Origin of the sequence: Roseovarius sp. THAF9 (assembly GCF_009363715.1) — a bacterium.
Classification (GTDB): domain Bacteria; phylum Pseudomonadota; class Alphaproteobacteria; order Rhodobacterales; family Rhodobacteraceae; genus Roseovarius.
This window is the reverse complement of the sequence record NZ_CP045404.1, coordinates 120,682-140,600: the sequence shown is the minus strand read 5'-3', so window position 1 is coordinate 140,600 and position 19,919 is coordinate 120,682. Positions and strand designations below refer to the sequence as shown.

At 62.4% G+C, this 19,919-nt stretch carries 23 protein-coding genes and 1 tRNA gene; 9 read left to right on the top strand and 15 right to left on the bottom strand.

What is annotated here, in order from left to right; all coding sequences use genetic code 11:
- Positions 1 to 82 precede the first annotated feature (82 nt).
- The 4 genes from FIU86_RS00660 to FIU86_RS00645 are packed head-to-tail and all read right to left on the bottom strand — an operon-like array spanning position 83 to position 3,448.
- Entirely contained in the window at positions 83 to 1,480 is a 1,398-nt protein-coding gene (locus tag FIU86_RS00660; RefSeq protein WP_152473315.1) for a TRAP transporter large permease, read from the bottom strand.
- On the bottom strand, positions 1,480 to 2,109 hold the full coding sequence (locus FIU86_RS00655) for a TRAP transporter small permease subunit (RefSeq protein ID WP_152473314.1): 630 nt from the start codon (positions 2,107 to 2,109) through the stop codon (positions 1,480 to 1,482). The genes FIU86_RS00660 and FIU86_RS00655 overlap by 1 nt, the downstream gene beginning before the upstream one ends.
- Before the next feature lie 3 nt (positions 2,110 to 2,112).
- Positions 2,113 to 2,373 (bottom strand): hypothetical protein, encoded by a 261-nt coding sequence (locus FIU86_RS00650; protein WP_152473313.1) that lies wholly within the window; start codon positions 2,371 to 2,373, stop codon positions 2,113 to 2,115.
- Between the two features lie 58 nt (positions 2,374 to 2,431).
- The gene (locus FIU86_RS00645) at positions 2,432 to 3,448 is read right to left on the bottom strand and encodes a C4-dicarboxylate TRAP transporter substrate-binding protein (RefSeq protein WP_152473312.1); all 1,017 of its coding nucleotides are present in this window, start codon (positions 3,446 to 3,448) and stop codon (positions 2,432 to 2,434) included.
- A 182-nt stretch (positions 3,449 to 3,630) separates the two neighbouring features.
- Between FIU86_RS00645 and FIU86_RS22980 the strand changes: the two genes are divergently transcribed.
- Complete coding sequence (locus FIU86_RS22980) at positions 3,631 to 4,119, top strand: LysM peptidoglycan-binding domain-containing protein (protein ID WP_152473311.1); 489 nt, start codon at positions 3,631 to 3,633, stop codon at positions 4,117 to 4,119.
- A 51-nt stretch (positions 4,120 to 4,170) separates the two neighbouring features.
- Here the strand turns inward: FIU86_RS22980 and msrA are convergent, their stop codons facing one another.
- Together msrA and msrB are read right to left on the bottom strand one after the other, a co-directional pair.
- Positions 4,171 to 4,680 (bottom strand): peptide-methionine (S)-S-oxide reductase MsrA, encoded by a 510-nt coding sequence (msrA, locus tag FIU86_RS00635; RefSeq protein WP_152473310.1) that lies wholly within the window; start codon positions 4,678 to 4,680, stop codon positions 4,171 to 4,173.
- Entirely contained in the window at positions 4,680 to 5,123 is a 444-nt protein-coding gene (gene msrB, locus FIU86_RS00630; protein WP_152473309.1) for a peptide-methionine (R)-S-oxide reductase MsrB, read from the bottom strand. Before msrB ends, msrA begins: the two co-directional genes overlap by 1 nt.
- A 365-nt stretch (positions 5,124 to 5,488) precedes the next feature.
- Here msrB and FIU86_RS00625 point away from each other — a divergent pair, with 365 nt between their 5' ends.
- Positions 5,489 to 5,911: a response regulator gene (locus FIU86_RS00625; RefSeq protein WP_172977390.1), complete on the top strand. Its 423-nt coding sequence runs from the start codon at positions 5,489 to 5,491 to the stop codon at positions 5,909 to 5,911.
- On the opposite strand, the gene FIU86_RS00620 is transcribed toward FIU86_RS00625, so the two are convergent.
- The 5 genes from FIU86_RS00620 to FIU86_RS00600 form a co-directional block, all read right to left on the bottom strand.
- Positions 5,891 to 6,235 carry a response regulator gene (locus tag FIU86_RS00620; protein ID WP_152473306.1) on the bottom strand — a complete coding sequence of 115 codons (345 nt, stop codon included), beginning with the start codon at positions 6,233 to 6,235 and terminating at the stop codon, positions 5,891 to 5,893. The genes FIU86_RS00625 and FIU86_RS00620 overlap by 21 nt on opposite strands.
- Before the next feature lie 22 nt (positions 6,236 to 6,257).
- The gene (locus FIU86_RS00615) at positions 6,258 to 10,619 is read right to left on the bottom strand and encodes a chemotaxis protein CheB (protein WP_152473305.1); all 4,362 of its coding nucleotides are present in this window, start codon (positions 10,617 to 10,619) and stop codon (positions 6,258 to 6,260) included.
- A gap of 109 nt (positions 10,620 to 10,728) precedes the next feature.
- The gene (locus FIU86_RS00610; RefSeq protein WP_152473304.1) at positions 10,729 to 11,106 is read right to left on the bottom strand and encodes a DUF4112 domain-containing protein; all 378 of its coding nucleotides are present in this window, start codon (positions 11,104 to 11,106) and stop codon (positions 10,729 to 10,731) included.
- 464 nt (positions 11,107 to 11,570) lie between these two features.
- Positions 11,571 to 11,646, bottom strand: a tRNA-Ala gene (locus tag FIU86_RS00605).
- A 95-nt stretch (positions 11,647 to 11,741) separates the two neighbouring features.
- On the bottom strand, positions 11,742 to 12,065 hold the full coding sequence (locus tag FIU86_RS00600) for a TIGR02300 family protein (protein WP_152473303.1): 324 nt from the start codon (positions 12,063 to 12,065) through the stop codon (positions 11,742 to 11,744).
- Between the two features lie 114 nt (positions 12,066 to 12,179).
- Here FIU86_RS00600 and FIU86_RS00595 point away from each other — a divergent pair, with 114 nt between their 5' ends.
- The 4 genes from FIU86_RS00595 to FIU86_RS00580 are packed head-to-tail and all read left to right on the top strand — an operon-like array spanning position 12,180 to position 14,750.
- Complete coding sequence (locus FIU86_RS00595; RefSeq protein ID WP_152473302.1) at positions 12,180 to 12,869, top strand: M48 family metallopeptidase; 690 nt, start codon at positions 12,180 to 12,182, stop codon at positions 12,867 to 12,869.
- Positions 12,870 to 12,914: 45 nt separating this feature from the next.
- Positions 12,915 to 13,592, top strand: coding sequence for a GntR family transcriptional regulator (locus FIU86_RS00590; protein WP_152473301.1), 678 nt, complete (start codon positions 12,915 to 12,917; stop codon positions 13,590 to 13,592).
- A gap of 43 nt (positions 13,593 to 13,635) precedes the next feature.
- Positions 13,636 to 14,355 (top strand): bifunctional 2-polyprenyl-6-hydroxyphenol methylase/3-demethylubiquinol 3-O-methyltransferase UbiG, encoded by a 720-nt coding sequence (gene ubiG, locus FIU86_RS00585; RefSeq protein WP_152473300.1) that lies wholly within the window; start codon positions 13,636 to 13,638, stop codon positions 14,353 to 14,355.
- Positions 14,352 to 14,750, top strand: a complete 399-nt coding sequence (locus FIU86_RS00580; protein ID WP_152473299.1) for a DUF4149 domain-containing protein — start codon at positions 14,352 to 14,354, stop codon at positions 14,748 to 14,750. Before ubiG ends, FIU86_RS00580 begins: the two co-directional genes overlap by 4 nt.
- Here FIU86_RS00580 and FIU86_RS00575 read toward each other — a convergent pair.
- On the bottom strand, positions 14,747 to 15,709 hold the full coding sequence (locus FIU86_RS00575) for an acetyl-CoA carboxylase carboxyltransferase subunit alpha (protein WP_152473298.1): 963 nt from the start codon (positions 15,707 to 15,709) through the stop codon (positions 14,747 to 14,749). The genes FIU86_RS00580 and FIU86_RS00575 overlap by 4 nt on opposite strands.
- Before the next feature lie 111 nt (positions 15,710 to 15,820).
- Here FIU86_RS00575 and FIU86_RS00570 point away from each other — a divergent pair, with 111 nt between their 5' ends.
- Both FIU86_RS00570 and FIU86_RS00565 read left to right on the top strand, forming a co-directional pair.
- Positions 15,821 to 16,378, top strand: a complete 558-nt coding sequence (locus FIU86_RS00570; protein WP_152473297.1) for a helix-turn-helix domain-containing protein — start codon at positions 15,821 to 15,823, stop codon at positions 16,376 to 16,378.
- On the top strand, positions 16,375 to 16,902 hold the full coding sequence (locus FIU86_RS00565) for a GNAT family N-acetyltransferase (protein ID WP_152473296.1): 528 nt from the start codon (positions 16,375 to 16,377) through the stop codon (positions 16,900 to 16,902). Before FIU86_RS00570 ends, FIU86_RS00565 begins: the two co-directional genes overlap by 4 nt.
- Here the strand turns inward: FIU86_RS00565 and FIU86_RS00560 are convergent.
- Positions 16,899 to 17,522: a hypothetical protein gene (locus tag FIU86_RS00560; protein WP_152473295.1), complete on the bottom strand. Its 624-nt coding sequence runs from the start codon at positions 17,520 to 17,522 to the stop codon at positions 16,899 to 16,901. The two genes, FIU86_RS00565 and FIU86_RS00560, sit on opposite strands and share 4 nt — an antisense overlap.
- 25 nt (positions 17,523 to 17,547) lie before the next feature.
- A complete protein-coding gene (locus FIU86_RS00555) occupies positions 17,548 to 18,168 on the bottom strand; it encodes a LysE family translocator (RefSeq protein WP_152473294.1) in 621 nt (206 codons plus the stop codon).
- An 82-nt stretch (positions 18,169 to 18,250) separates the two neighbouring features.
- Here FIU86_RS00555 and FIU86_RS00550 point away from each other — a divergent pair, with 82 nt between their 5' ends.
- Positions 18,251 to 18,694, top strand: a complete 444-nt coding sequence (locus tag FIU86_RS00550; RefSeq protein WP_152473292.1) for an Lrp/AsnC family transcriptional regulator — start codon at positions 18,251 to 18,253, stop codon at positions 18,692 to 18,694.
- Here the strand turns inward: FIU86_RS00550 and FIU86_RS00545 are convergent.
- Positions 18,691 to 19,851 carry a cation:proton antiporter gene (locus FIU86_RS00545; protein WP_152473291.1) on the bottom strand — a complete coding sequence of 387 codons (1,161 nt, stop codon included), beginning with the start codon at positions 19,849 to 19,851 and terminating at the stop codon, positions 18,691 to 18,693. The genes FIU86_RS00550 and FIU86_RS00545 overlap by 4 nt on opposite strands.
- Positions 19,852 to 19,919 lie beyond the last annotated feature (68 nt).

The following is a 19,919-nucleotide window of genomic DNA, read 5'->3' as shown; positions in this document are numbered from 1 at the left end:
TCGGCATACCACTCGGATACCGACGAGATACCGACATGCGTTTTTCGGGCCAACCCTCTGATTAACCAAGTGATTCGCAGACCTACGCCAACCCCGGCAGCCACAGCACGATGATCGGAAACGCCACCAGCAGCCCGATCGTCACCGCGTCGGCGATGAAGAACGGCATCACCCCCTTGAACACGTCCTGCACGCTCAGGTCCGGGCGTACCCCGGCCACCACGAAGCAATTCAGGCCAATGGGCGGCGTGATCAGACAGAACTCCGCCATCTTCACCACCAGGATCCCGAACCAGATCGCACACATCTCCCCCGACATGCCGAACGCGCTGTCCTCGACACTCACGAACTCGCCGCCATTGAGCGCCATCACGGCCGGGTAGACCACCGGCAGCGTCAGCAGCAGCATCCCGATCGCGTCCATAAACATGCCCAGCACGGCATAAGCCAGCAGGATGCAGATCAGGATCAGCATGGGCGACACGGTCAGTGATGTGATCCAGTCCGCGAACGCCCCCGGAAGGTCCGCAAACCCCAGGAATCGCACGTAAATCAGCACGCCCCAGATGATGGTAAAGATCATCACCGTCAGCTTCGCGGTCTCGATCAGCGCCGATTTCAACTCCCCCAACCGCATGCCGCGCCAGAGCGCCATCAAGAAGACGATGAACGCGCCCACGGCCCCGCCTTCGGTAGGCGTGCCCCAGGCATCGCCAAAGGGGTTGTAGACGAAGAAGATGATGATCACGACCACCGCCACGATGGGCAGCGCGGCCGGCAACGACGCAAACTTCTCGCGCCAGGTAAACCCGCCCACCGGCGGCCCGACGGACTTGAAAATGACCGCGATCCCGATGATCAGCGTGGCATAGACGATGGCCGAAAACGCCCCCGGAATGAACCCGGCGAGCAGCAGTTTGCCCACGTCCTGCTCCACGATGATGGCGTAGATCACAAGGATGGCAGAGGGCGGAATAAGGCTGGCCAACGTGCCCCCGGCGGCCACCACGCCAGCAGCGAACTGTTTGTTATACCCAATCTTAAGCATTTCGGGGATAGCTATACGGGCAAAGACAGCCGCCGTGGCCACCGACGCGCCCGACACCGCCGCGAACCCGGCGGTGGCGAAAACCGTCGACACGGCCAGACCCCCGGGCACCCAGGCGATCCATCGCTTGGCGGCCTCGAACAGGGCGCGCGTCAGGCCGGCGTAATAGGCCAGGTACCCGATCAGGATGAAGGTCGGGATCAGGGAAAGTGCGTTCGCCGACACCTTGGAATGCGGCACCTGCCCCGCAGTCTTGACCGCCACGGTCAGCGCCCACCAGAAATCCTCGCCGCCGAAATCCTTCTTGGACCAGAAGATGACAATCAGCCCCAGAAACCCCGCAAGGCCCGCCGCAAAGGCCACGCGCATCCCGATAACCACCATCACCAGCATGAAACCGGTGGTCCAGAGGCCGATCGTAATCGGTTCCATCAGTCGCGCCCTTCCAGTTGCTCGGCCTCAAGCCGCGCCTGCTCGGCCACCGACAGCGTCAGCGGCACGGCCACCGGGCGCTCCAGCCCAAGGAAAAAGGCACGCCCATAGCCCACCACCTGCAACACCAGCCGCAGCACCAGCACGCCGAACGCCACCGGCACCACCAGCTTGGCCGGCCAAACGGGCAAGCCGATATCAATCGTGCTGTCGCGTGAACACAAGGGCCGCGCGCAATCGAAGGACCGGTCGAAATGTGCCCAAGCCCCCCACACCAATGCGACCATCAGGACCAACACCAAAAGCACCGTGATCAATTCCAGCAGCCACAGGATACGCCCGTGCAGATTGCCGATCAGGATATCCATGCGAATGTGTCCGCCCTCGCGCTGTACGTAGGACACGCCCATGATCGCGATCAACGGCATCAGCACCTCGATATAGTCGACATACCCCGCCAGCGGCGATCCGAAAAACTTGCGCCCCGACACCGAGTAGGCCGCAAGAAACATGAGCGAAAACGCCGCGATCCCGCTCAACAGCGCCATGAACCGCTCTACGGGCAGCAGCGCGCGGTCCAGGCGGCTCAGCAGGCTGCTATCAGTCAGAACGGTCGACGCCCCGGCCATGGGCTAGTCCGTTCTTTCAACGGCGATGCTCAAGGTGGTGCCCAACCCGTTACCGCCAAAGCTGGTCGTCACTGTCTTTTTCAGGACAATGCAAGGCCAGTTCTTGCCATCGACCCAAAGGTTCCAACTCTGGCCGACATCCGGGATCGGCGGCGCGTAAGAGGTGGATGAGAGACGATATTCCTCGGTATGAATCTTCTGACCATCCGGGTCAGACACCTTCAGAAGAATCATCAGCGGCAGTTGGTTCACTTCGACGACCATACTCGGCACCTTTCGTGAAAAGGGCCGTCCGGGGTCAGTCCCGGACGGCCATCCGCGGTCAGTTCGACGCGCGATGCTCTTCCAGCGTGCTCTGCACGAGGTCATAAAGCTCCTGGCCCGGCAGGCCCTGCGCTTCCATTTCCTCGATCCAGGCTTCCCGTGCGGGGTCCGCGGCCTTGGCCCTGAACTCTTCCTTCACGCTCTCATCGATCATCACCTTTTCGACACCCTTTTCCTCCAGAACGCTGTCCCAGCGCTCCAGAAGCTCGGCGTAATTGGCAAGGTAATGGTCCAGCGCCTCGGGCACCGAGCTGTCCAGCGCCTCGCGGTGCTCATCGCTCAACCCTTCATAGGCGTCGATATTCACCACCACCGGGCAGTTCACCGTGCCGGGGTTGAGGTTGGCCGTCCACCAGTCCGCCTGGTTGATCGTGCCAAAGCTGAGGTGCGCGTGCTGGGCGAAAGCCACCGTGTCCACAACGCCCGATTCCATCGCCTGATAGGCCTCGGTTGCGGTCACGGATGTCGGCACCGCGCCCACGGCCTCGAACGCGCGGCCCAGCCCGCCGGTGGCGCGCACGCGCATGCCCTCAAAATCGGCCAGTTCGTCGCGCGGCTCGCCGGTGCCGACGATGTTATATTGCGGCATGGGCGAGGTCATCAGCAGCTTCGCGTTCCACTGCGCCATTTCCTCGGCGGCAGCGGGGTGGTCGTAGACCGCAGAGGACACGGCGACTTCTTCCTCAAGGTTGCTGACCCCGAGAAACGGCAGTTCCAGAACAGTCACGACCCGGTTCTTGTCGGGGTGATAGCCTGCACAGAACTGCGCCATCTCGAAGGCGCCAATGGAAATCCCGTCAAGGTTCTCCTTGTTCTTCGACAGCCCTCCGTAGCTCACGTTCATGGTGAACTCGCCGTTGGTCTTTTCGGCGACCAGCTCGGCAAGTTTCTCGACGTGCTCGGTAAACGCGCGACGCTTGCCCCAGACGGACACGTTCCATTCGACGGCCAAGGCTTCTCCAGCAAAGGCGAAGGATAGCGCGGCGGTAACGCCGGCTCCGATCATCTTGTTCATTGGTTCTCTCTCCCTGTTTGTGCCGACGATCTTAAAGCGGCAGGCACTTGTGGCAACAGCCGATTTCAGAACTTGGTTTCCGGGATGTTCTCAAGTCGCCGCCAGGCCGCGACAACACTGTTGGGACAATCGCGCAAAGCGTGTATAATCGGGCATTATTTTACCCATAGGAAATTTACGAAATGACAATCACATTGGATATCCAGCAACCCGCGCCTTTCGATATCGTCGGCTCGACCATTTTGATCGCCGGCAACGCAAGCGCCTTCGAAGGCACGCTCAGCATTCATGTTTCCGAAGGACATGACGAATACACGTCCTTCACCACCGTCGGCTCGTTGGGCCTGCGGCAATTCCAGGGGTCGATCGATATTCCGGATACAAACGCTTTTCAGCTGAACCGTCTGTTCCTGACGCTGGCCGATGACACCGGAAACGAAAACGGCCCTGCCGTGGTCATTCCAATCCTGTTCGGCCCTCGTATCCTGCCCGGATATGGCGGGTGGCAACCCTACACGGTCCAAGCTGGCGACACCTTGTCCAGCATCGCACAGTCGCAATATGGCAATTCGGATTTTCAGCCGATCTTCGAGGCGAACCAGAACATCCTGTCCAGCCCCGACGTGATCTTTCCGGGCCAGGTGCTGCGCATCCCGCGCAACGACATCTGAACCGCACGGATAGAGTAAGGGCGGGTCATCGACCCGCCGCAAAGCTTACGCTTATTCCGCCGCGTCGCGCCGCGGCAGCACCCAGTCGGGGCGCGGGAAATGGCAGGTATAGCCGGCCGGAAACCGCACCAAATAATCCTGGTGTTCCGCCTCGGCTTCCCAGAAATCGCCCACTGGCTCGACCTCGGTCACGACCTTACCGGGCCACAGGCCCGAGGCGTTCACGTCGGCAATCGTGTCCTCGGCCACGGCTTTCTGCTCTTCGTTCACGTAATAGATCGCGGAACGATAGCTCATGCCGACGTCATTGCCTTGCCGGTTCAGCGTGGTCGGGTCATGGATCTGAAAGAAGAACTCCAGGATCTGCCGATAGCTGATCTTGTCAGGATCGAACCAGATCTCGATCCCCTCGGCGTGGGTGCCGTGGTTGCGATAGGTGGCGTTGGGCACATCGCCCCCGGTATACCCCACACGGGTCTTTCCGACGCCCGGCATCTTGCGGATCAGCTCCTGCATGCCCCAGAAACATCCGCCTGCCAGCACTGCGCGTTCTTCAGCCATTACACGTCCTCCACTTGATCCAGGTAATCACCATAGCCTTCGGTCTCCATCTCGTCACGCGGGATGAACCGCAGCGAAGCCGAGTTGATGCAATAGCGCAGCCCGCCCCTGTCCTGCGGTCCGTCCGGAAAGACGTGGCCCAAATGGCTGTCGCCATGTGCACTGCGTACTTCCGTGCGAACCATGCCAAGCGAAGCGTCCCGCAGCTCGGTCACATGCGCCGGCTCGATCGGCTTGGTAAAGCTGGGCCAGCCACAGCCACTCTCGAACTTGTCGGACGAGGCGAACAGCGGCTCACCCGAAACGATGTCAACGTAGATACCAGCTTCCTTGGTGTCGTTGTATTCGCCGGTAAATGGCCGCTCGGTGCCGTTCTCCTGCGTGACGCGGTATTGCTCCGGCGTCAGCCGTGCCACCGCGTCGTCAGTCTTTTGGTAGGTCATGGATACCCCCGTTTGATGCGTTTCTCTGAAAAATGGCCTGTCCCCGGCGCTTTACAAGCCCCGAGCGCAGAAGCGTGATTGAACCGAAACACATCTGCGCACGACCCATGATCACGAAACAATCAGGACAACGATCATGAAATCTTGCACCCGCCCCACCCGCGCCGCACCGGGCCCCAAGCCCGGCATGAAAATCCACAATCAGTTCCTGCCTGCGGACCGCGCCACGCAGATCCTGCTGCAACAGTTTCTCTGATACTGCCCAAGGCGGCGACCCGCTCAACGCGGCTCAACCACGTTGCGATCCTTCGGCGACACCGCTACGTTAAGGTGCGAACAGAAATTCTGAGGATAGTGCCATTTCCTTGCCTTCGGTCCTTGTCGTCGAAGACGATCCGTTCATTTGCGTCGGCCTCGAAGTCGCGCTCAGTGACGCCGGATACCACGATTCGAAAAGCGCATGCTCCTATCGTGATGCGCTTGCCGCGATCAATTCCGGCAGTTTCGATTACTGCATCTTGGATCTCGATTTGGGCAATTCGTTCTCGGACGCATTTCTGAACGAACCCGAGGGCAAACGCCTTCTGGCCGTGCTGCAGTCCCGGGGCGTGTCCACTGTGATCTATAGCGGTATCCTCGGCGAACAGCGCCGCATCACCGATCTCGACCCTTCCGTGATCACCATCGACAAGACCGAACCGGCGGAAATCGTGATCGAAGCTCTTTCGCGGATGGGCCGCGGCGCGCCAGCCGCGCCTATGGCAGCGTCAGTGCCGGACGCTCCCTAGAAACCGCTCCAGCTGCGCCTCGGTATACGGCTTTTCTATCACCAGCACCTCGTCAAGATCGGAGGGCAGATATTGCCGTCCATGAGCCGTCAAGAAAGCAAAATCCACCCCATCCTTATGAAGGCGCCGCGCAAAGACCGAACTGTTGCTATCCTTGCCAAGATTGAAATCCACGAAGGCCGCATCGGGCAGGGCCGCATCGCAGGATTGCATTGCGGGTGCCTCTGCGCTGAACGGTCCTACCACTTCGTGCCCCATCATCTCGAGCATCTCCGCGAGGTCGACCTGCAGAAGCGGATCGTCTTCCAGTACCAGTACCTTCATCGCAGTTGCTCCCGACGCGGCATCACGTCAAATCCGACAGTGCAATCCTTACATGAATACCCGCATCGCGATAGTCTATAGTGACGTCCGCGCCTTGGGCCGCAAGGATGCGCGTCAACAGCGTTGTGCCAAACCCTGCCGACTTCGGGGCCTCAACGCCCGACAGACCAGATTCGATCCAGTTTATCTCCAAGCCACCCTCGTTTTGCCAACTGATATCCAGCCGCCCCTCCTCGCTCGACAGCGCGCCGTACTTGCTGGAATTGGTCGTTAGTTCGTGAAAGCCCAGCGCCAGCGTCTGCACCAGGCTCGGTGGCAATTCCACGTACGGCCCCTCAAGATGGATCGAATCCACCCGGCTTGCGCGATAAGGGTCGATCTCGGTCTCGATCAGCCGCTTCAACGACATTCCCTGCCAATTCGCGTCCGCCAGTTGCCGGTGCGCCGCTGCCATCGCCCGGATCCGCGCCTGAAGCGCGTCGCGATAGTCCTCCAACGTGTTCGACGACCGCCCGGTCATCCGCGTGATGGTCGACACAGTGGCCAAGATATTTTTCACCCGGTGATCCAGTTCGGCCGAGATGACCGCCAACCGTGCCGCCTCCGCTTTGCGGTCGGTGATGTCCATGTTCAGCCCAACCCACGAGGTGATGCGACCAGCGGCATCGCGGATAGGCCGCCCAAGTGCCAGCGTGTGATAGATCTTGCCGTCCTTGCCGATGATATCCAGCTCCCGCTCCCACGGGGTTCCGGTGCGCAGCGTTTCGGTCCATAGCGCCTTGACCTCGTCGCGCATCTCGGGCGCGATGCAGTCGCTCAGGCCTGCGCTCTGTGCCTCTTCCAGCGTCTTGCCGACCAGTTCCAAGAAAGCGGGGCTGACATAGGTCAGATTGCCCTCCGCATCGTTGATCCACACCCCGAACGGTATCGATTCACCCAGCGTGCGATACTGGTCGAAGCGCTCTGCAAGGTCGCGCTCCAACCGCTTGCGATCGCTCACGTCCAGCGCAGCGGAATAGAACCCGGTCACCGCGCCCGCCGCATCCCGTCTCGGCGCATAACTCACCAATACATCGCGTTGCGCGCCGTTCGCGTCCGACCCGATCGACACCTCGAAGGTCTGCTCTTCGCCGCGCAGAGCTTTAGCGATATAAGGGGCAACGACCTCGTAGGCCGCGGGGTTCACCAAGTCCGACACCCGCAACCCCTCGATCTCGTCGGCTGTCCGCCCCCAGAACTCGTAGGCCTTGTTGACGAACTCGTACCGTTGGTCGCTGTCGATAACGGCAAAGAGGATCGGCAGGCTGTCTGCCATGTCGCGCAGTTGCCGGCGCTCTTCCTCGATATTGTCCAGCGCCCGCCCCCGGGCGATCACCAGCCACAAAACGTTCGCCGTCGCCTGTAGGAAGTTGATGTCGTCGGCGTCAAAGCCACAGCGGTCGAGGCTGCATTCATGCACGCCCAGAACACCCCAAGGCGCGTCATGCGGGCCGATCACTACACTTGCGCCGCAAAGGATATGGTGATCCTTCAGCAGTCTCGGCGCGGCAAACCGCTTCTCCTCGTGGAAGTCCGTGACCACCACGGCATTGCGCTGTTCCAGCGTATAGCCTGCCTGGCTTTCGACGCCTGCGCCGACTTTCGATTTCCCAACGGTCGCCTCGGTCCAGCCGACACCGGCCCGCAGGGTCAGTTGCCCGCCGCCAGGATCAAGCTGAAGCACCTTGGTGAACCGTACATCCATATGCTTCGATAATTCACGCACGGCCATGTCCAGAACATCCTGAAGTTCCGCCCCCGAAAGCGCCAGGCGGCCCAGTTCGGCAACCGCCTCCTGCTGCGCCTCGCGACGGCGAGCGGCAGCACGCGCCCTCTGCAGGTTGGTGACATCGGCATAGGAAACCACTACCCCCCCGATCTTGTTGTCCGACGTCCGGTAGGGCCGCAGGCGGCGGATGCGATGCCGGTCGTCGTCGGTGCTGATCTCGGCTTCGATATCGCTCAGATTTTCAAGACAGGTGCGCGCGTCCTCGATCAGCTTCGGATCCTGCACCCGCATCACGATGTCCTCGACCGGGCGGCCGATATCGCCGTCGATGACGCGCATCACCTCCTTCATCGCCGGCGTGAACCGGCGGATCAGCAGGTCGGTATCAAGGAAGATCACCCCGATGTCGATCGAGATCAGCAGGTTGTTGAGGTCGTTGTTGGTCTGCTCCAGCTCCTCGATCTTGTCCTCGAGCTGGCTGTTGACCGTAGACAATTCCTCGTTGAGCGATTGCAGTTCCTCGCGCGAGGTCTCCAGTTCCTCGTTGGTCGACTGCAGCTCCTCGTTCATGCTCATGACCTCTTCGTTCGAGGCCTTCAGCTCTTCGTTCGAGGTCTCCATCTCCTCGATGGTCGATTGCAGGTCTTCGCGCGTTGATTGCAGTTCGTATTCCAGCGTTTGGACCGCATCTCGCTCACCCGGTCCGACCGCTTGCCGAGCCTTGACCCGCGCGTCTGCCTCTGCATCCATATCGCGCAGGTCCGACGCATCTTCGAAGCAGACAAGAAAGTTGGGCTCACCATCGCTGCCGTCGACTTTCTCGGCGAAAATCCGGACATTGATCTGGCCGCCGCCCCGCGGCACGTTCAGCGCGACCGCCTCCGCCTCTTCACCACCCGATCGCATCGTGTTCAGGACCATGCGCAGCTTGCCGCGCAACTCGGGCATTACGATTTCAGGCAGACGGCTGGTCGGCTCGCCATCCGGAAACTGCAGGTAATCGCGCACCCTGCCGTGAAAATAAAGCGCCTCAAGGCTCTTGTTGACGACCACGCAGGGCGGCACGAAGCGCTCTAGCAGTTGCCGTCGCGCGGTTTCGGCAACCGGCGCGAAGGAGCGCGTGCGCGACGGCGGTTTCGGTCCGTCACTCGTTCCGCTCGGCGGAACGGGAAACTTGCCCGGCCGAGCCCGGCTATTGATTGCCTTGCGATAGATCCGGCTACTTTTGTCGACCGCCTTGAACAGGCGACCGGGCCGTTCCGCGTTTTCTGAGTTACCCAGCAGCAGATGCCCGTCCTCGCCCAGCGCAAAGTGGAACATCTCGATCATCCGCTGCTGCACATCAGTTTCGAGATAGATCATCACGTTGCGACAACTGATGATGTCCAACCGCGAAAAGGGCGGGTCCGAGATCACGTTCTGCGTGGCGAAAACCACGTTCTCGCGCAGCCGCTTGCTGACCAGGAACGTGTCTTCATCCTCGACGACGAAATTGCGCCGCAACCGCTCGGGTATGTCGGACAGCGCAGCTGCGGGATACCGCCCGCTCCGGGCGACTTCGATCGCCTTCGAATTAAGATCCGTGGCAAACACCTGAACCGGAAAATCGACGCGACGCCTGTCCAGCCGGTCGAAGATCGTCATGGCAAGCGTATAGGCTTCTTCCCCGCTGGCACACCCGGGCACCCAGGCGCGGATCGGTTCCCTCTTCTTTTTGCCGTCCAGCATCGGCTCGATCACCTTGTCGGCAAGAGCCTCCCATACTTCAGGCTCGCGGAAAAACCGCGTGACGCCGATAAGTAGGTCGTGAAACAGCCGGTGCACTTCCTCGGGTGTATCGGTCAGGTACTGAACGTAATCCGACAACTCCCGGAACTGGCCCAGTCCCATGCGCCGCTGGATGCGCCGTTCCAACGTGCCGCGTTTGTAGTCGCGGAAATCGTATTCGGTCTGCGACCGCAACAGACGAAGAACCTCATTATACCCATCGGGCGCCTGTTGCGACAGCGGCGTTCCGGCGTCTTTGGATTTGCGCAGATAGGGATGCTGGAAAAACTGCTTCAGCCGCTCGGGCATTTCGGCCACCGGCAGGATGAAATCCACAAGGCCGGTGTTGGCGGCGCTGCGCGGCATTCCGTCATGCTCGGCCTCGGCGGCGTCCTGCGCCATCACCATTCCACCCGCCGCCTTGATCTCGCGAAGTCCCAGCGTGCCGTCACTGCCCGTGCCCGACAAAACGATGCCGATCGCCTTTTCCTCCCGCTCCTCGGCCAGCGACCGGAAGAAATAGTCGATCGCCATGCGCATGCCCTTTTCCTCGATCGGCGCATCAAGGCTCAGCTTATGGTCGATCAGGCGTATGAACTTGCCCGGCGGGATAACGTAGACGGTGTTCGGCTCCAGCAGCATGTCATCCTCGGACTGCACCACGGTCATCGAGGTTTGCCGCGTCAGCAGGTCCGCCATCATGCTGGGATGGTTCGGATCCAGATGCTGTATCAGGATATAGGCAGCTCCAGTATCACCCGGCAACGCCTTCAGAAAACGCTTGTAGGCATCAAGCCCTCCGGCGGACGCACCGATACCGACGATTGGGAAATCCCTGTGGTCTGCCATACGCCCTCCTGACAGGCAAAGCCTATCGGAAACCAAGAGCGTTGAACAACGGCTTCTTGGGCTGCCATGTCTTTTGCAGATAGCGCCAAAGCGCCACTTCAGCTTCGTCTCAGTTCGTCGTCTGAACCTCTGCCCCCGACGCAAGATCCAACTCGCGGCGCAGCAGCGCGAAGTTGCGGCGGTGGGATTTGAAGAAAAGGTCAAACGCGTCGCCGATCAGGGGAATGCCACCAATTACCGTGTCGAACCCGGTGTTCAGAGCCATGCGCCCCAGCACGCGCTTGCGCGCCCCCATCCGGTTGCCTTCGACGATGATCCACGCACCGGGTCCAAGGGTGATCAGGTCACCGGCGCCGGGAATTAGCCCCAGTATCGAATCCCACCCCACCGGGATACCCAGCACCGGAACATGGAATTTGGAATCCAGTGTGTTGGCCAGCCGGTCCAGCCGAGCCAGTCGCGCGGTGTGGTCGCTGTCGGTCGTCACGACCTGTCACGCTCTGCACCGACGCTCGCCCGCCGGTGCGCGAGGTGAACGGGTTGAGTTGCACCAAGACGGATCAGGGCCGCCACGACCGAATGCAGCAGAAACATCGGGGAAATCCTTTCGCGAGCTTTAGCCTGCCGTGTACACAGGCTTGCACGAACAACGTGCAGCCCAAGCGCAAGGTTCCGCCCTCCAATGCCACGCGGTCGGTGCGGCTCCAGTCAGAGAGGCGGCCGTTGCAACAGGGTTACCGCGGCAATCAGCATGTCCTCGTTGACGCCCTGAACATCTTGCCGCGTGGGGAAATAGCCTTGTGTGGCGTTCGGGCCCGACCCCTCCAGCGCCAGTCGTCGGATCAAGGCCCGGTATATGGCCCAGGCGATTGCCGTCGAACCCGACCACGACGGAATCCGTAGTGGAATAACGACCAGACAAAGACCTGAATTTGATATTCTTCGGGATATTGGTGGAGCCTAGCGGGATCGAACCGCTGACCTCCTGCATGCCATGCAGGCGCTCTCCCAGCTGAGCTAAGGCCCCGAACCGATGGCCCGTCGCCGGGCCGCCATTTGCCGCCTTCTAGGTAAAGCGGCAGGCGGGATCAAGTGGAAAATCCCGCCCTCTCACAACTTGGTTCAGCTTTCGTCGTCGTCCGATGCAACGTCCGCGATTTCGTCAAGCGAGACGTTATCGTCATCGTCATCGTCTTCCAGAACATCATCGCCCAAATCGACATCGACGTCATCATCATCTTCGATGACTTCCTCGTCGACTTCGTTGCCCTTCATCTTCTTGGTCTCGGCATCTTCCGCGTCTGCGGTGATCGACCGGCTCTTGCCGGAATGCAGCTCGACAACCTCGCCCGTGTAGGGGCTGACGATCGGGTCTTTGTTCAGGTCGTAAAACCGTTTGCCCGTCGTCGGGCAGACGCGCTTCACACCCCATTCTTCCTTGGGCATCCTTATCCCTTTCGGTGTCTGTGGACTTGCAGGCGTTCGACGTCCCCTGCCATAAGACGTATCAGGTGTCAAAGGCATAAAGCGCGGCGCGACGCTGCAAGAGGTGAGCGGCATATGGGGCATTACGTTCTGCCCGGCAACCCCCCGGTCGAAGTGACCCTGCGCCGCTCGGCGCGGGCGCGGCGGATTTCGCTTAGGGTATCGGGCGTTGACGGGCGCGTGACGCTGACCATGCCCCCCGGCGTGGCCGAGCGCACGGCGCTGGACTTCGCCAATGAAAAGGCCGCGTGGCTGCGGGCGCAACTTTCGCGTCAGCCCGATCTGACCGAGGTACGAATCGGCTCGGACCTGCCCGTCGAGGGCCGCCTGCGCCGTCTCTTGCCCGGTTCGGGCCGGCGGATCGAGCTAGCGGACGACACGCTTACCGTGCCCGGCCCGCACGAAACCGCGCCCCGGCGGATCCAGGCTTGGCTGAAAACCCGCGCCCGCGATCACCTCGCCGCAGCCTCGGATCATTACGCGCGTGCGGTTGGCCGCGAATATGCCCGCCTTACCCTGCGCGACACGCGCTCGCGCTGGGGGTCGTGCACCCATGATGCCGGGTTGATGTATTCCTGGCGTCTCATCCTCGCGCCACGCGACGTTCTCGACTACGTCGCCGCGCACGAGGTCGCGCATCTCGTTGAACTGAATCACTCGCGCGCCTTCTGGGGCATCGTCGACCGGATCTGCCCCGGCTATGACACGCCGCGTCGATGGCTGCGAGAAAACGGCGCGGAACTTCACCGGTATCGCTTCGACTGACGCAACAGGATTGACCAAGCGTCAATCTGTGATCACAAATGCGCCATGAACTTTCCGCCGCGTTCCGAGTCCGGGCTTGCCCCCGCCACCGGCGCCGCCCCGACCGGGTCGGCCCATGACCGCGTCTATCGCGGGTTGCGCAGCCGCATCATGCATGGCGAGCTGCGCCCCGGACAGGCCCTGACCCTGCGCGGGGTCGGCGCGGAATACAACGTGTCCATGACCCCGGCGCGCGAGGCCGTGCGCCGCCTGTCCGCCGAAGGCGCCCTGACGGTCAGCAGTTCCGGCCGCCTCGCCGCACCCGAGCTTGGCAACGAACGGATCGAGGAACTGGCCGCCCTGCGCGCCCTTATCGAGGTCGAACTGGCCAGCCGCGCCCTGCCGCGCGCCCACATGGCCCTGATCGACCGGCTGCAATCCATCAACACGCGGATCACCGATCACATCGCCCACCAAGACGCGGTCGGCTACATCCGCTCGAACCTCGAATTCCACCGCACTCTCTACCTGCGCGCTCAGGCGCCCGCGATGCTGGCCATGGCCGAAACCGTCTGGCTGCAACTCGGCCCCACCATGCGCGCGCTATACGGCAAGCTGCAGCAGAAAGAGCCGCCACGCTATCACCGCCTCATCATCTCGGCGCTCAAGGCCGGGGACGAGCCGGGTCTGCGCCTTGCCGTGCGCTCTGACGTGACACAAGGGCTGAAGATGCTGCTGGCCTGACGCCGCCTCTGGATGCCCGTGCCAAGCGGCCTATCTCCGCCGCATGGCTGAAAAAAACCGCAACAAGCAAGAGATCTACGACAATGCCGCCGCGCAATGGTGGTCGGACGATCTGCGTTGGGTGCGCACGCTGAAAAACCTCGTGCCCGCCCGCCTGAAATTCTTCGACCGGCACATCGACTGGGCAGGCAAAACTGTGCTCGACCTCGGATGTGCCGGCGGCTTCATGGCCGAGGCGATCGCCGAGCGCGGCGCGCAGGTCACCGGCATCGACCCCGCAAAAGAGGCCATCACCGCGGCCCGGTCCCATGCCGCGCAATCCGGCCACGACATCCGTTACGACACCGGCGTGGGCGAGGCGCTTCCCTACGACGAAGCCAAGTTCGATGCAGTTGTCTGCGTCGACGTCCTGGAGCACGTTTCGGATCTGCAAAAGGTCCTGCAAGAGGTCGCCCGCGTCCTGAAACCCGGCGGACTGTTCCTCTACGACACGATCAACCGCAATGTGGTCGCCCGACTGGCTACAATCACCGTGGCCGAAGATATCCTTGGTCTGCTGCCCAAGGGCACCCACGACCCCGCGATGTTCATCAAGCCAGCCGAACTGACGGACGGGTTGCAGGATGCCGGGCTGACCCCGGGCAAAATGGCGGGACTTGGCCCGACCGGTCTGACCCGACGGATGGATTTCACCTTCGGCGTGCTGCCGTTCAAGCAAGTGATCTATATCGGCACCGCCCGAAAACCGGAGACCACGACATGACCATAATCGCCCTGCTTCTGACCGCGCTTCTCTTCGGCGGCATGGCGCTCTATTCCTTCGGCTTCGCGGCCTTCGTGCTGCGCGCCCTGCCGGAAGAAACAGCGCGCGCCCTGATCCGCCGCGCCTTTCCACATTTCTACCTGTTCGTGCTGGGCACGTCCGGCCTCGCCGCCGTCTGTGCCGCCTTCGCCGACCTGCTGTCCATGGCGATACTCGCCGTGATCGCGCTCACCACGCTTTACGCGCGGCAATCTCTGATGCCGAAGATCAACGCCGCCACCGATGCCGGTCACTCCAAACGGTTCAAGCTGCTGCACCTTGGCTCGGTGATGATCACTCTGGCCCATATCGCGGGCGCGGCATGGGCCCTCATCCGGCTCGGCGTAATCCTCTAAGCCGCCAGACCGGCAGATCCCATCTTGAGGAACTTCTCGCGCCGGTCGCGCACCAACTCCTCGCGCGACAGATCCGTCAAACCGTCCAGCATCGCCCTGATCGCATCGCCCACTGACGCCATCGCGCCCGTCGGATCGCGATGCGCGCCGCCCTTGGGCTCGTCGATCACGCGGTCGATCACGCCCAGCTTGATCAGGTCCTGCGCGGTCAGCCGCAGCGCCTCGGCAGCCTCGCGCATCTTCTCGGAATCCTTCCACAGGATGCTGGCACAGCCCTCGGGGCTGATCACCGAATAGACGGAATGCTCCAGCATCGCCACGCGGTTGGCCGAGGCGAACGCCACAGCACCGCCCGATCCGCCCTCGCCGATGATCACGCTGATCAACGGCACACCGGCCTTCAGGCACATCTCGGTCGATCGGGCAATCGCCTCGCTCTGCCCGCGCTCCTCGGCGCCTTTGCCGGGATAGGCGCCGGGCGTGTCGACCAGCGTGATGACCGGCAGGTTAAACCGGTCCGCCATATCCATCAGCCGGATCGCCTTGCGATAGCCCTCGGGCCGCGCCATGCCGAAATTCCGCTCGATGCGGGACTTGGTGTCGTTGCCCTTCTCATGCCCGATCACAACCACCGGCGTGTCGCCGAACCGCGCAAGCCCGCCCATCACAGCCTGATCATCGGCAAAGTTCCGGTCGCCCGCCAGCGGGGTGTATTCCTCGAACAGCGTCTCGATGTAATCCTTGCAATGGGGCCGGTTCGGATGCCGCGCCACTTGGCATTTCCGCCACGGCGTCAGGTCCTTGTAAAGGTCGCTCAGCATGGCAGCGGCTTTCTTGTCCAGCGCGCCGGCCTCGTCCTCGACATCCATCCCCTCGGTCGTCCGCGCCATCGCACGCAGCTCTTCGGCCTTGCCTTCGATTTCCGCCAGGGACTTTTCAAAGTCGAGGTAATTGGTCATGCCCATGCTCCTTTTTCGCCTACGGGATATATGGAAAAAACCGGAGGGTTCAACAGACTTCGCATCATGCGGGTATTGCGCGAATCTCATATTCGGGATTATATTCCTAATATGGAATCACCGCTTACCACCCCAACCACGCTGGCCCGACACATCCGCGACCTGCGCCAGTCGCGCAACCTGACACTGGCCGATCTGGCGAAGGCCAGTTCCGTCAGCCGAGCGAGCCTCTCGCGGATTGAAAATGGCGAGGTCAGTCCCACGGCCGACACGCTTGCCAAGCTCTCGACCGCCCTGCGCGTGCCGATCTCGCAATTGATCTCGCCCTTGGAAAGCCGGTACCAGGCCTTCGTGCCCCGCGCGGCCCAGCCCCTCTATCACGACGACACCCACGGCTTTCACCGCCGCAACGTCTCGCCGCCTAGCACTGATCTGCAAATCGAGCTGGTCGAGGCAACGCTCGAACCGGAGGCGACGATCTCCTACGATCATCCCAGCGTGCCGGGCCACGAGCATCATTTCGTGCTGCTGGACGGTGCGTTGCACATCACCGTCGACAGCCAGACCCACAGCCTTTGCCCCGGCGACTGCCTGCGCTACCGCTTGAACGGCGTGTCGGAGTTCCGCGCCGGGCCGGACGGCGCCCGCTACCTGCTGGCGCTCGCATGACCGCGCCGCGTATCACCGCGCTGACCGGCCCCGAGCTGGATCAGAACCTCGACGGCCTCGCTCGCCTTCTGATCGACACCGTGGCCGATGGCGCGGCGGTCAGCTTCCTGCATCCGCTTGCGCCCGACAGCGCCCGCGCTTTCTGGCAGGAAGACGTCTTTCCGCACGTGACGGCCAATGCCCGCAGCCTGTTCGCCGCCTTCCTGAACGACACGCTTGCCGGCACGGTGCAGCTGATCACGGCCATGCCAAGAAACCAGCCGCACCGGGCCGAGATCGCCAAGATGATGGTGCACCCAACCGCCCGCCGCCGTGGTCTTGGGCGCGCACTGCTCTCCGCCGCGCTGGACCACGCCAATGCCTTGGGCAAGACCAACGTCACCCTCGACACCCGCAGTGGCGACGTCTCGCAATCGCTATACGCCTCGGTAGGGTTCGAAATGGCGGGCATCATCCCCGATTTCGCGCTCGATCCCGACGGATGTACGCTCCATTCCACCACCTACATGTACAAACGGCTTTAGCCGCGCGCGACGTCCAGCACCGCTCGCAGCGCCAGTTCCGGGCAACTCAGAACCGGCACGTTCAGGTCCTTCAGCCGCGCCGCCGCGCCATCCATCGAAGCTTGCGCCAGCACTACCACCGCCACATCCCCCTGCGCCTCGACCGCCTGCCGCACCTCGCCAGCGATCACGGCATCAAAGGCATCCGCCTCGCCTGCCTCGAACAACGGCCAGTATTGCGGCATCGGCAGGGGATAGACCTTCTGTGGGGTGCCGTCCTCGGCCAGCGCACGTTCCAGCAGCGCAAGGCTGGGCGCACAGGTACTCTCTAGGCAGAACGCCATCAGAACCGGACCCTGGGCTTGCGCCGCCGCCCGCATCATCGGCCAGTCCACGCGCATCGCGCCCGACACTTCAGCCACCGGCCCCAGCGTCGTGCAGGTACACAGCACCGGCCCCGGCGCACGGGCGATCACGCCCGCGATCTCTTCTTCCAGTGCGGCGTCAATCCCGTCCTGCGCCCGCTGCAACCACCGGCGCCGCGCCACGTGCTTCAGTATCAGGTCAGGGGCGATCCTGTCGCGGATACGGTCGAACCGCTGCCGGTGCACTTCGGCGGTATGAAGAAGCGTGATCGTCATGCAAGATCTCATCGCAGCATCGACGTTACCGCGCAAGGCCGCCCTGTTCGTCGCCGGGCCATAGCACGGGGATCAGCGTCGCCACCAGCAGCACAGCCATGAAAATGTTGAACTTCCGCAGCGTGCCCGGGTCTTTCAAAAAGCGCTGAACCTGCTGTCCCAGTACGGTCCAGCTAATGGTGCTGATCACCGACACCGCGACATAGACCCCGGCGACCCACAGAACGGCCGGAAAATCCCGGCTGGTCGCATACAGCGTGATCGCGGACAATGCCATGCTCCATGCCTTGGGGTTCACCCATTGGAACGCCGCCGATTGCACGAAGGTCAGCGGTTTCCCTTCGGTCTTCGCGTCCTTCGGTGGCGCCGCATTGGCGATCTTCCACGCCAGATACAACAGGTAAATCACGCTCAACACTTTCAGGATCAGGTAGCTGGGCCGCCAAAGATCAAACAACTGCATTACGCCCAGCCCCACCAGCAGCACCATGCAGGGAAACCCCAGCGTGATCCCCAGCATATGCGGCACCGTCCGGCTAAAGCCGAAATTGGCGCCAGAGGCCATCAGCATCAGGTTGTTCGGCCCCGGCGTGATCACTGTCACCAAGGCAAAACCGGCAAGGGCGGAAAAAAGATCGAGCGTCATTAGTGCAATATTACGGCATCAAATACGCATCTTAATTGCAATATTTTGCGTTGTTGGGCGTTTTATGCAATCCATATACACCATGGATCATATAGCCGACAAAATATTGCACGAACTTCAGCGCGACGGCCGGATCAGCAACCTCGATCTCGCCGAACGAGTCGGCCTGTCCCCCTCCGCCTGCCTGCGCCGGGTGCAGGATCTCGAACGCCGCGGCATCATCACCGGCTTCCGCGCCGTGCTCGACCGCTCCAAGCTGGGCGTGGGCTTCATCGCCTATGCCACGGTCGGCCTGAACTCCCACACCAAGGACAGCCAGGTCGCCTTCGAACGCGCCATGGCCGCAGCAACCGAGGTGGTCGAGTGTCACAACATCACCGGCTCGGTCGAATACCTGCTTCGGATCGAGGTGGCCGACCTGCCCGCCTACAAGGCGTTTCACACCGATGTCGTCGGCACGCTGCCGCAGGTCAACGCGATCACCTCCTTCGTGGTGATGGGCTCGCCCAAGGATATGCGCGCCTAGCCATCCTGCCGGGTCACCCGCCGAATTGCCAGCAGGGTCAGGGACGGACCCGCGACCTCGAACACCACGGCGCTGGCGATGGTCAGCGCCATGATCGTGCCCGTCCAATCCGGCAGCGCCTCGCCCGCGACCAGCGCGATGCCGACGGCGACGCCCGCCTGCGGCAAGAGCGCCGGCCCGTACCACCGACGCTCTGCCGCGCTGGCCCCGGCGAGCCAGCCTCCGGCGAAGCCGCCCACGATCCGCGCCAGTATCCGCAAGCCAAGGTAAAGCACCCCGGCCCAGCCAAGCCCCAAAAGCGCGTCCACCTCCAGCGTCGCCCCGGCCAGCAGGAAGAACAGGATCATGAAGGGCCACTGAACATGCTCGATCTCGTGAAAGGCGCGCTCGTGGTGCTGCGCGAAGTTCACCACCACCGCGCCGGCCGTCATCCCCGCGATCAGGAACGACACTTCGAGCCACAGCGCCAGCCCAGCGGTCAGGAACACGATCCCGATCGCCTCGGCCTGCTGCGGCTCTCCCGGGGTCAGCCGTCCGGTCAACAGCGCCGCGGGCACGCCCAGCGCCACACCCAGGGCGACACCGCCCAGAATATCATGCGCCGCGCCGCCCATGATCTCGGCCAGCCCGCTGGACTGGCTGACCACCGCAAGCACGAGACTGAACAGGATCAGGCCCCAGACGTCGTCGATGGCCACGATGCCCTTCAACGTGTCGGTGAACGCGCTCTTCACCCCCGTCTGCCGTATCACATCCGTCATGGCCGCCGGGTCCGTCGCCGTGGCAATCGCACCCAGCACCAGCGCCAACTGCCAGTCCAGGCCGATCAGGACCAACCCTGCCACGACGACACCCGCCGTGCCCAGCGCGATCACCAGGGACAGGATCAGAATGGCCCGCCCGCGCCGCGCCAGTATCTCGCGGGTCAACGTCCCCCCCAATAGAAAGGCGACCATGGTCAGCGCGACAATGGACAGGACCTCGAACCACGCGATCAGGTCGCCGGGGATCAGGTCCAGCCCGGCCTGCCCGGCGCCCAGGCCCAGCAGCAGCAGCATCGTCACCCGTGGCAGGCGCGTGAAACGTCCCACCTGGTCCGCCACCAGCCCGGCCAGGAACAGGACCCCGAGGGCCATCAAAAGCTCGGCGATTTCCATGGTGTCACCTTGCACAGTCGCGCGTGCATTCTTCCTTGATCCGCATCAACACGCCACAACGAAAAACG

Coding starts and splice junctions, on each gene's coding strand:
- FIU86_RS00570 (WP_152473297.1), top strand. CDS start 15,821: ATGGAATCACCGCTTACCACCCCAACCACGCTGGCCCGACACATCCGC.
- FIU86_RS00565 (WP_152473296.1), top strand. CDS start 16,375: ATGACCGCGCCGCGTATCACCGCGCTGACCGGCCCCGAGCTGGATCAG.
- FIU86_RS00615 (WP_152473305.1), bottom strand. CDS start 10,619: ATGGCAGACCACAGGGATTTCCCAATCGTCGGTATCGGTGCGTCCGCC.
- FIU86_RS00550 (WP_152473292.1), top strand. CDS start 18,251: ATGGATCATATAGCCGACAAAATATTGCACGAACTTCAGCGCGACGGC.
- FIU86_RS00650 (WP_152473313.1), bottom strand. CDS start 2,373: ATGGTCGTCGAAGTGAACCAACTGCCGCTGATGATTCTTCTGAAGGTG.
- FIU86_RS00580 (WP_152473299.1), top strand. CDS start 14,352: ATGACCATAATCGCCCTGCTTCTGACCGCGCTTCTCTTCGGCGGCATG.
- FIU86_RS00590 (WP_152473301.1), top strand. CDS start 12,915: ATGAACTTTCCGCCGCGTTCCGAGTCCGGGCTTGCCCCCGCCACCGGC.
- FIU86_RS00620 (WP_152473306.1), bottom strand. CDS start 6,235: ATGAAGGTACTGGTACTGGAAGACGATCCGCTTCTGCAGGTCGACCTC.
- FIU86_RS00655 (WP_152473314.1), bottom strand. CDS start 2,109: ATGGCCGGGGCGTCGACCGTTCTGACTGATAGCAGCCTGCTGAGCCGC.
- FIU86_RS00555 (WP_152473294.1), bottom strand. CDS start 18,168: ATGACGCTCGATCTTTTTTCCGCCCTTGCCGGTTTTGCCTTGGTGACA.
- FIU86_RS00645 (WP_152473312.1), bottom strand. CDS start 3,448: ATGAACAAGATGATCGGAGCCGGCGTTACCGCCGCGCTATCCTTCGCC.
- FIU86_RS00575 (WP_152473298.1), bottom strand. CDS start 15,709: ATGACCAATTACCTCGACTTTGAAAAGTCCCTGGCGGAAATCGAAGGC.
- FIU86_RS00595 (WP_152473302.1), top strand. CDS start 12,180: ATGGGGCATTACGTTCTGCCCGGCAACCCCCCGGTCGAAGTGACCCTG.
- FIU86_RS22980 (WP_152473311.1), top strand. CDS start 3,631: ATGACAATCACATTGGATATCCAGCAACCCGCGCCTTTCGATATCGTC.
- msrB (WP_152473309.1), bottom strand. CDS start 5,123: ATGACCTACCAAAAGACTGACGACGCGGTGGCACGGCTGACGCCGGAG.
- ubiG (WP_152473300.1), top strand. CDS start 13,636: ATGGCTGAAAAAAACCGCAACAAGCAAGAGATCTACGACAATGCCGCC.
- FIU86_RS00560 (WP_152473295.1), bottom strand. CDS start 17,522: ATGACGATCACGCTTCTTCATACCGCCGAAGTGCACCGGCAGCGGTTC.
- FIU86_RS00600 (WP_152473303.1), bottom strand. CDS start 12,065: ATGCCCAAGGAAGAATGGGGTGTGAAGCGCGTCTGCCCGACGACGGGC.
- msrA (WP_152473310.1), bottom strand. CDS start 4,680: ATGGCTGAAGAACGCGCAGTGCTGGCAGGCGGATGTTTCTGGGGCATG.
- FIU86_RS00660 (WP_152473315.1), bottom strand. CDS start 1,480: ATGGAACCGATTACGATCGGCCTCTGGACCACCGGTTTCATGCTGGTG.
- FIU86_RS00545 (WP_152473291.1), bottom strand. CDS start 19,851: ATGGAAATCGCCGAGCTTTTGATGGCCCTCGGGGTCCTGTTCCTGGCC.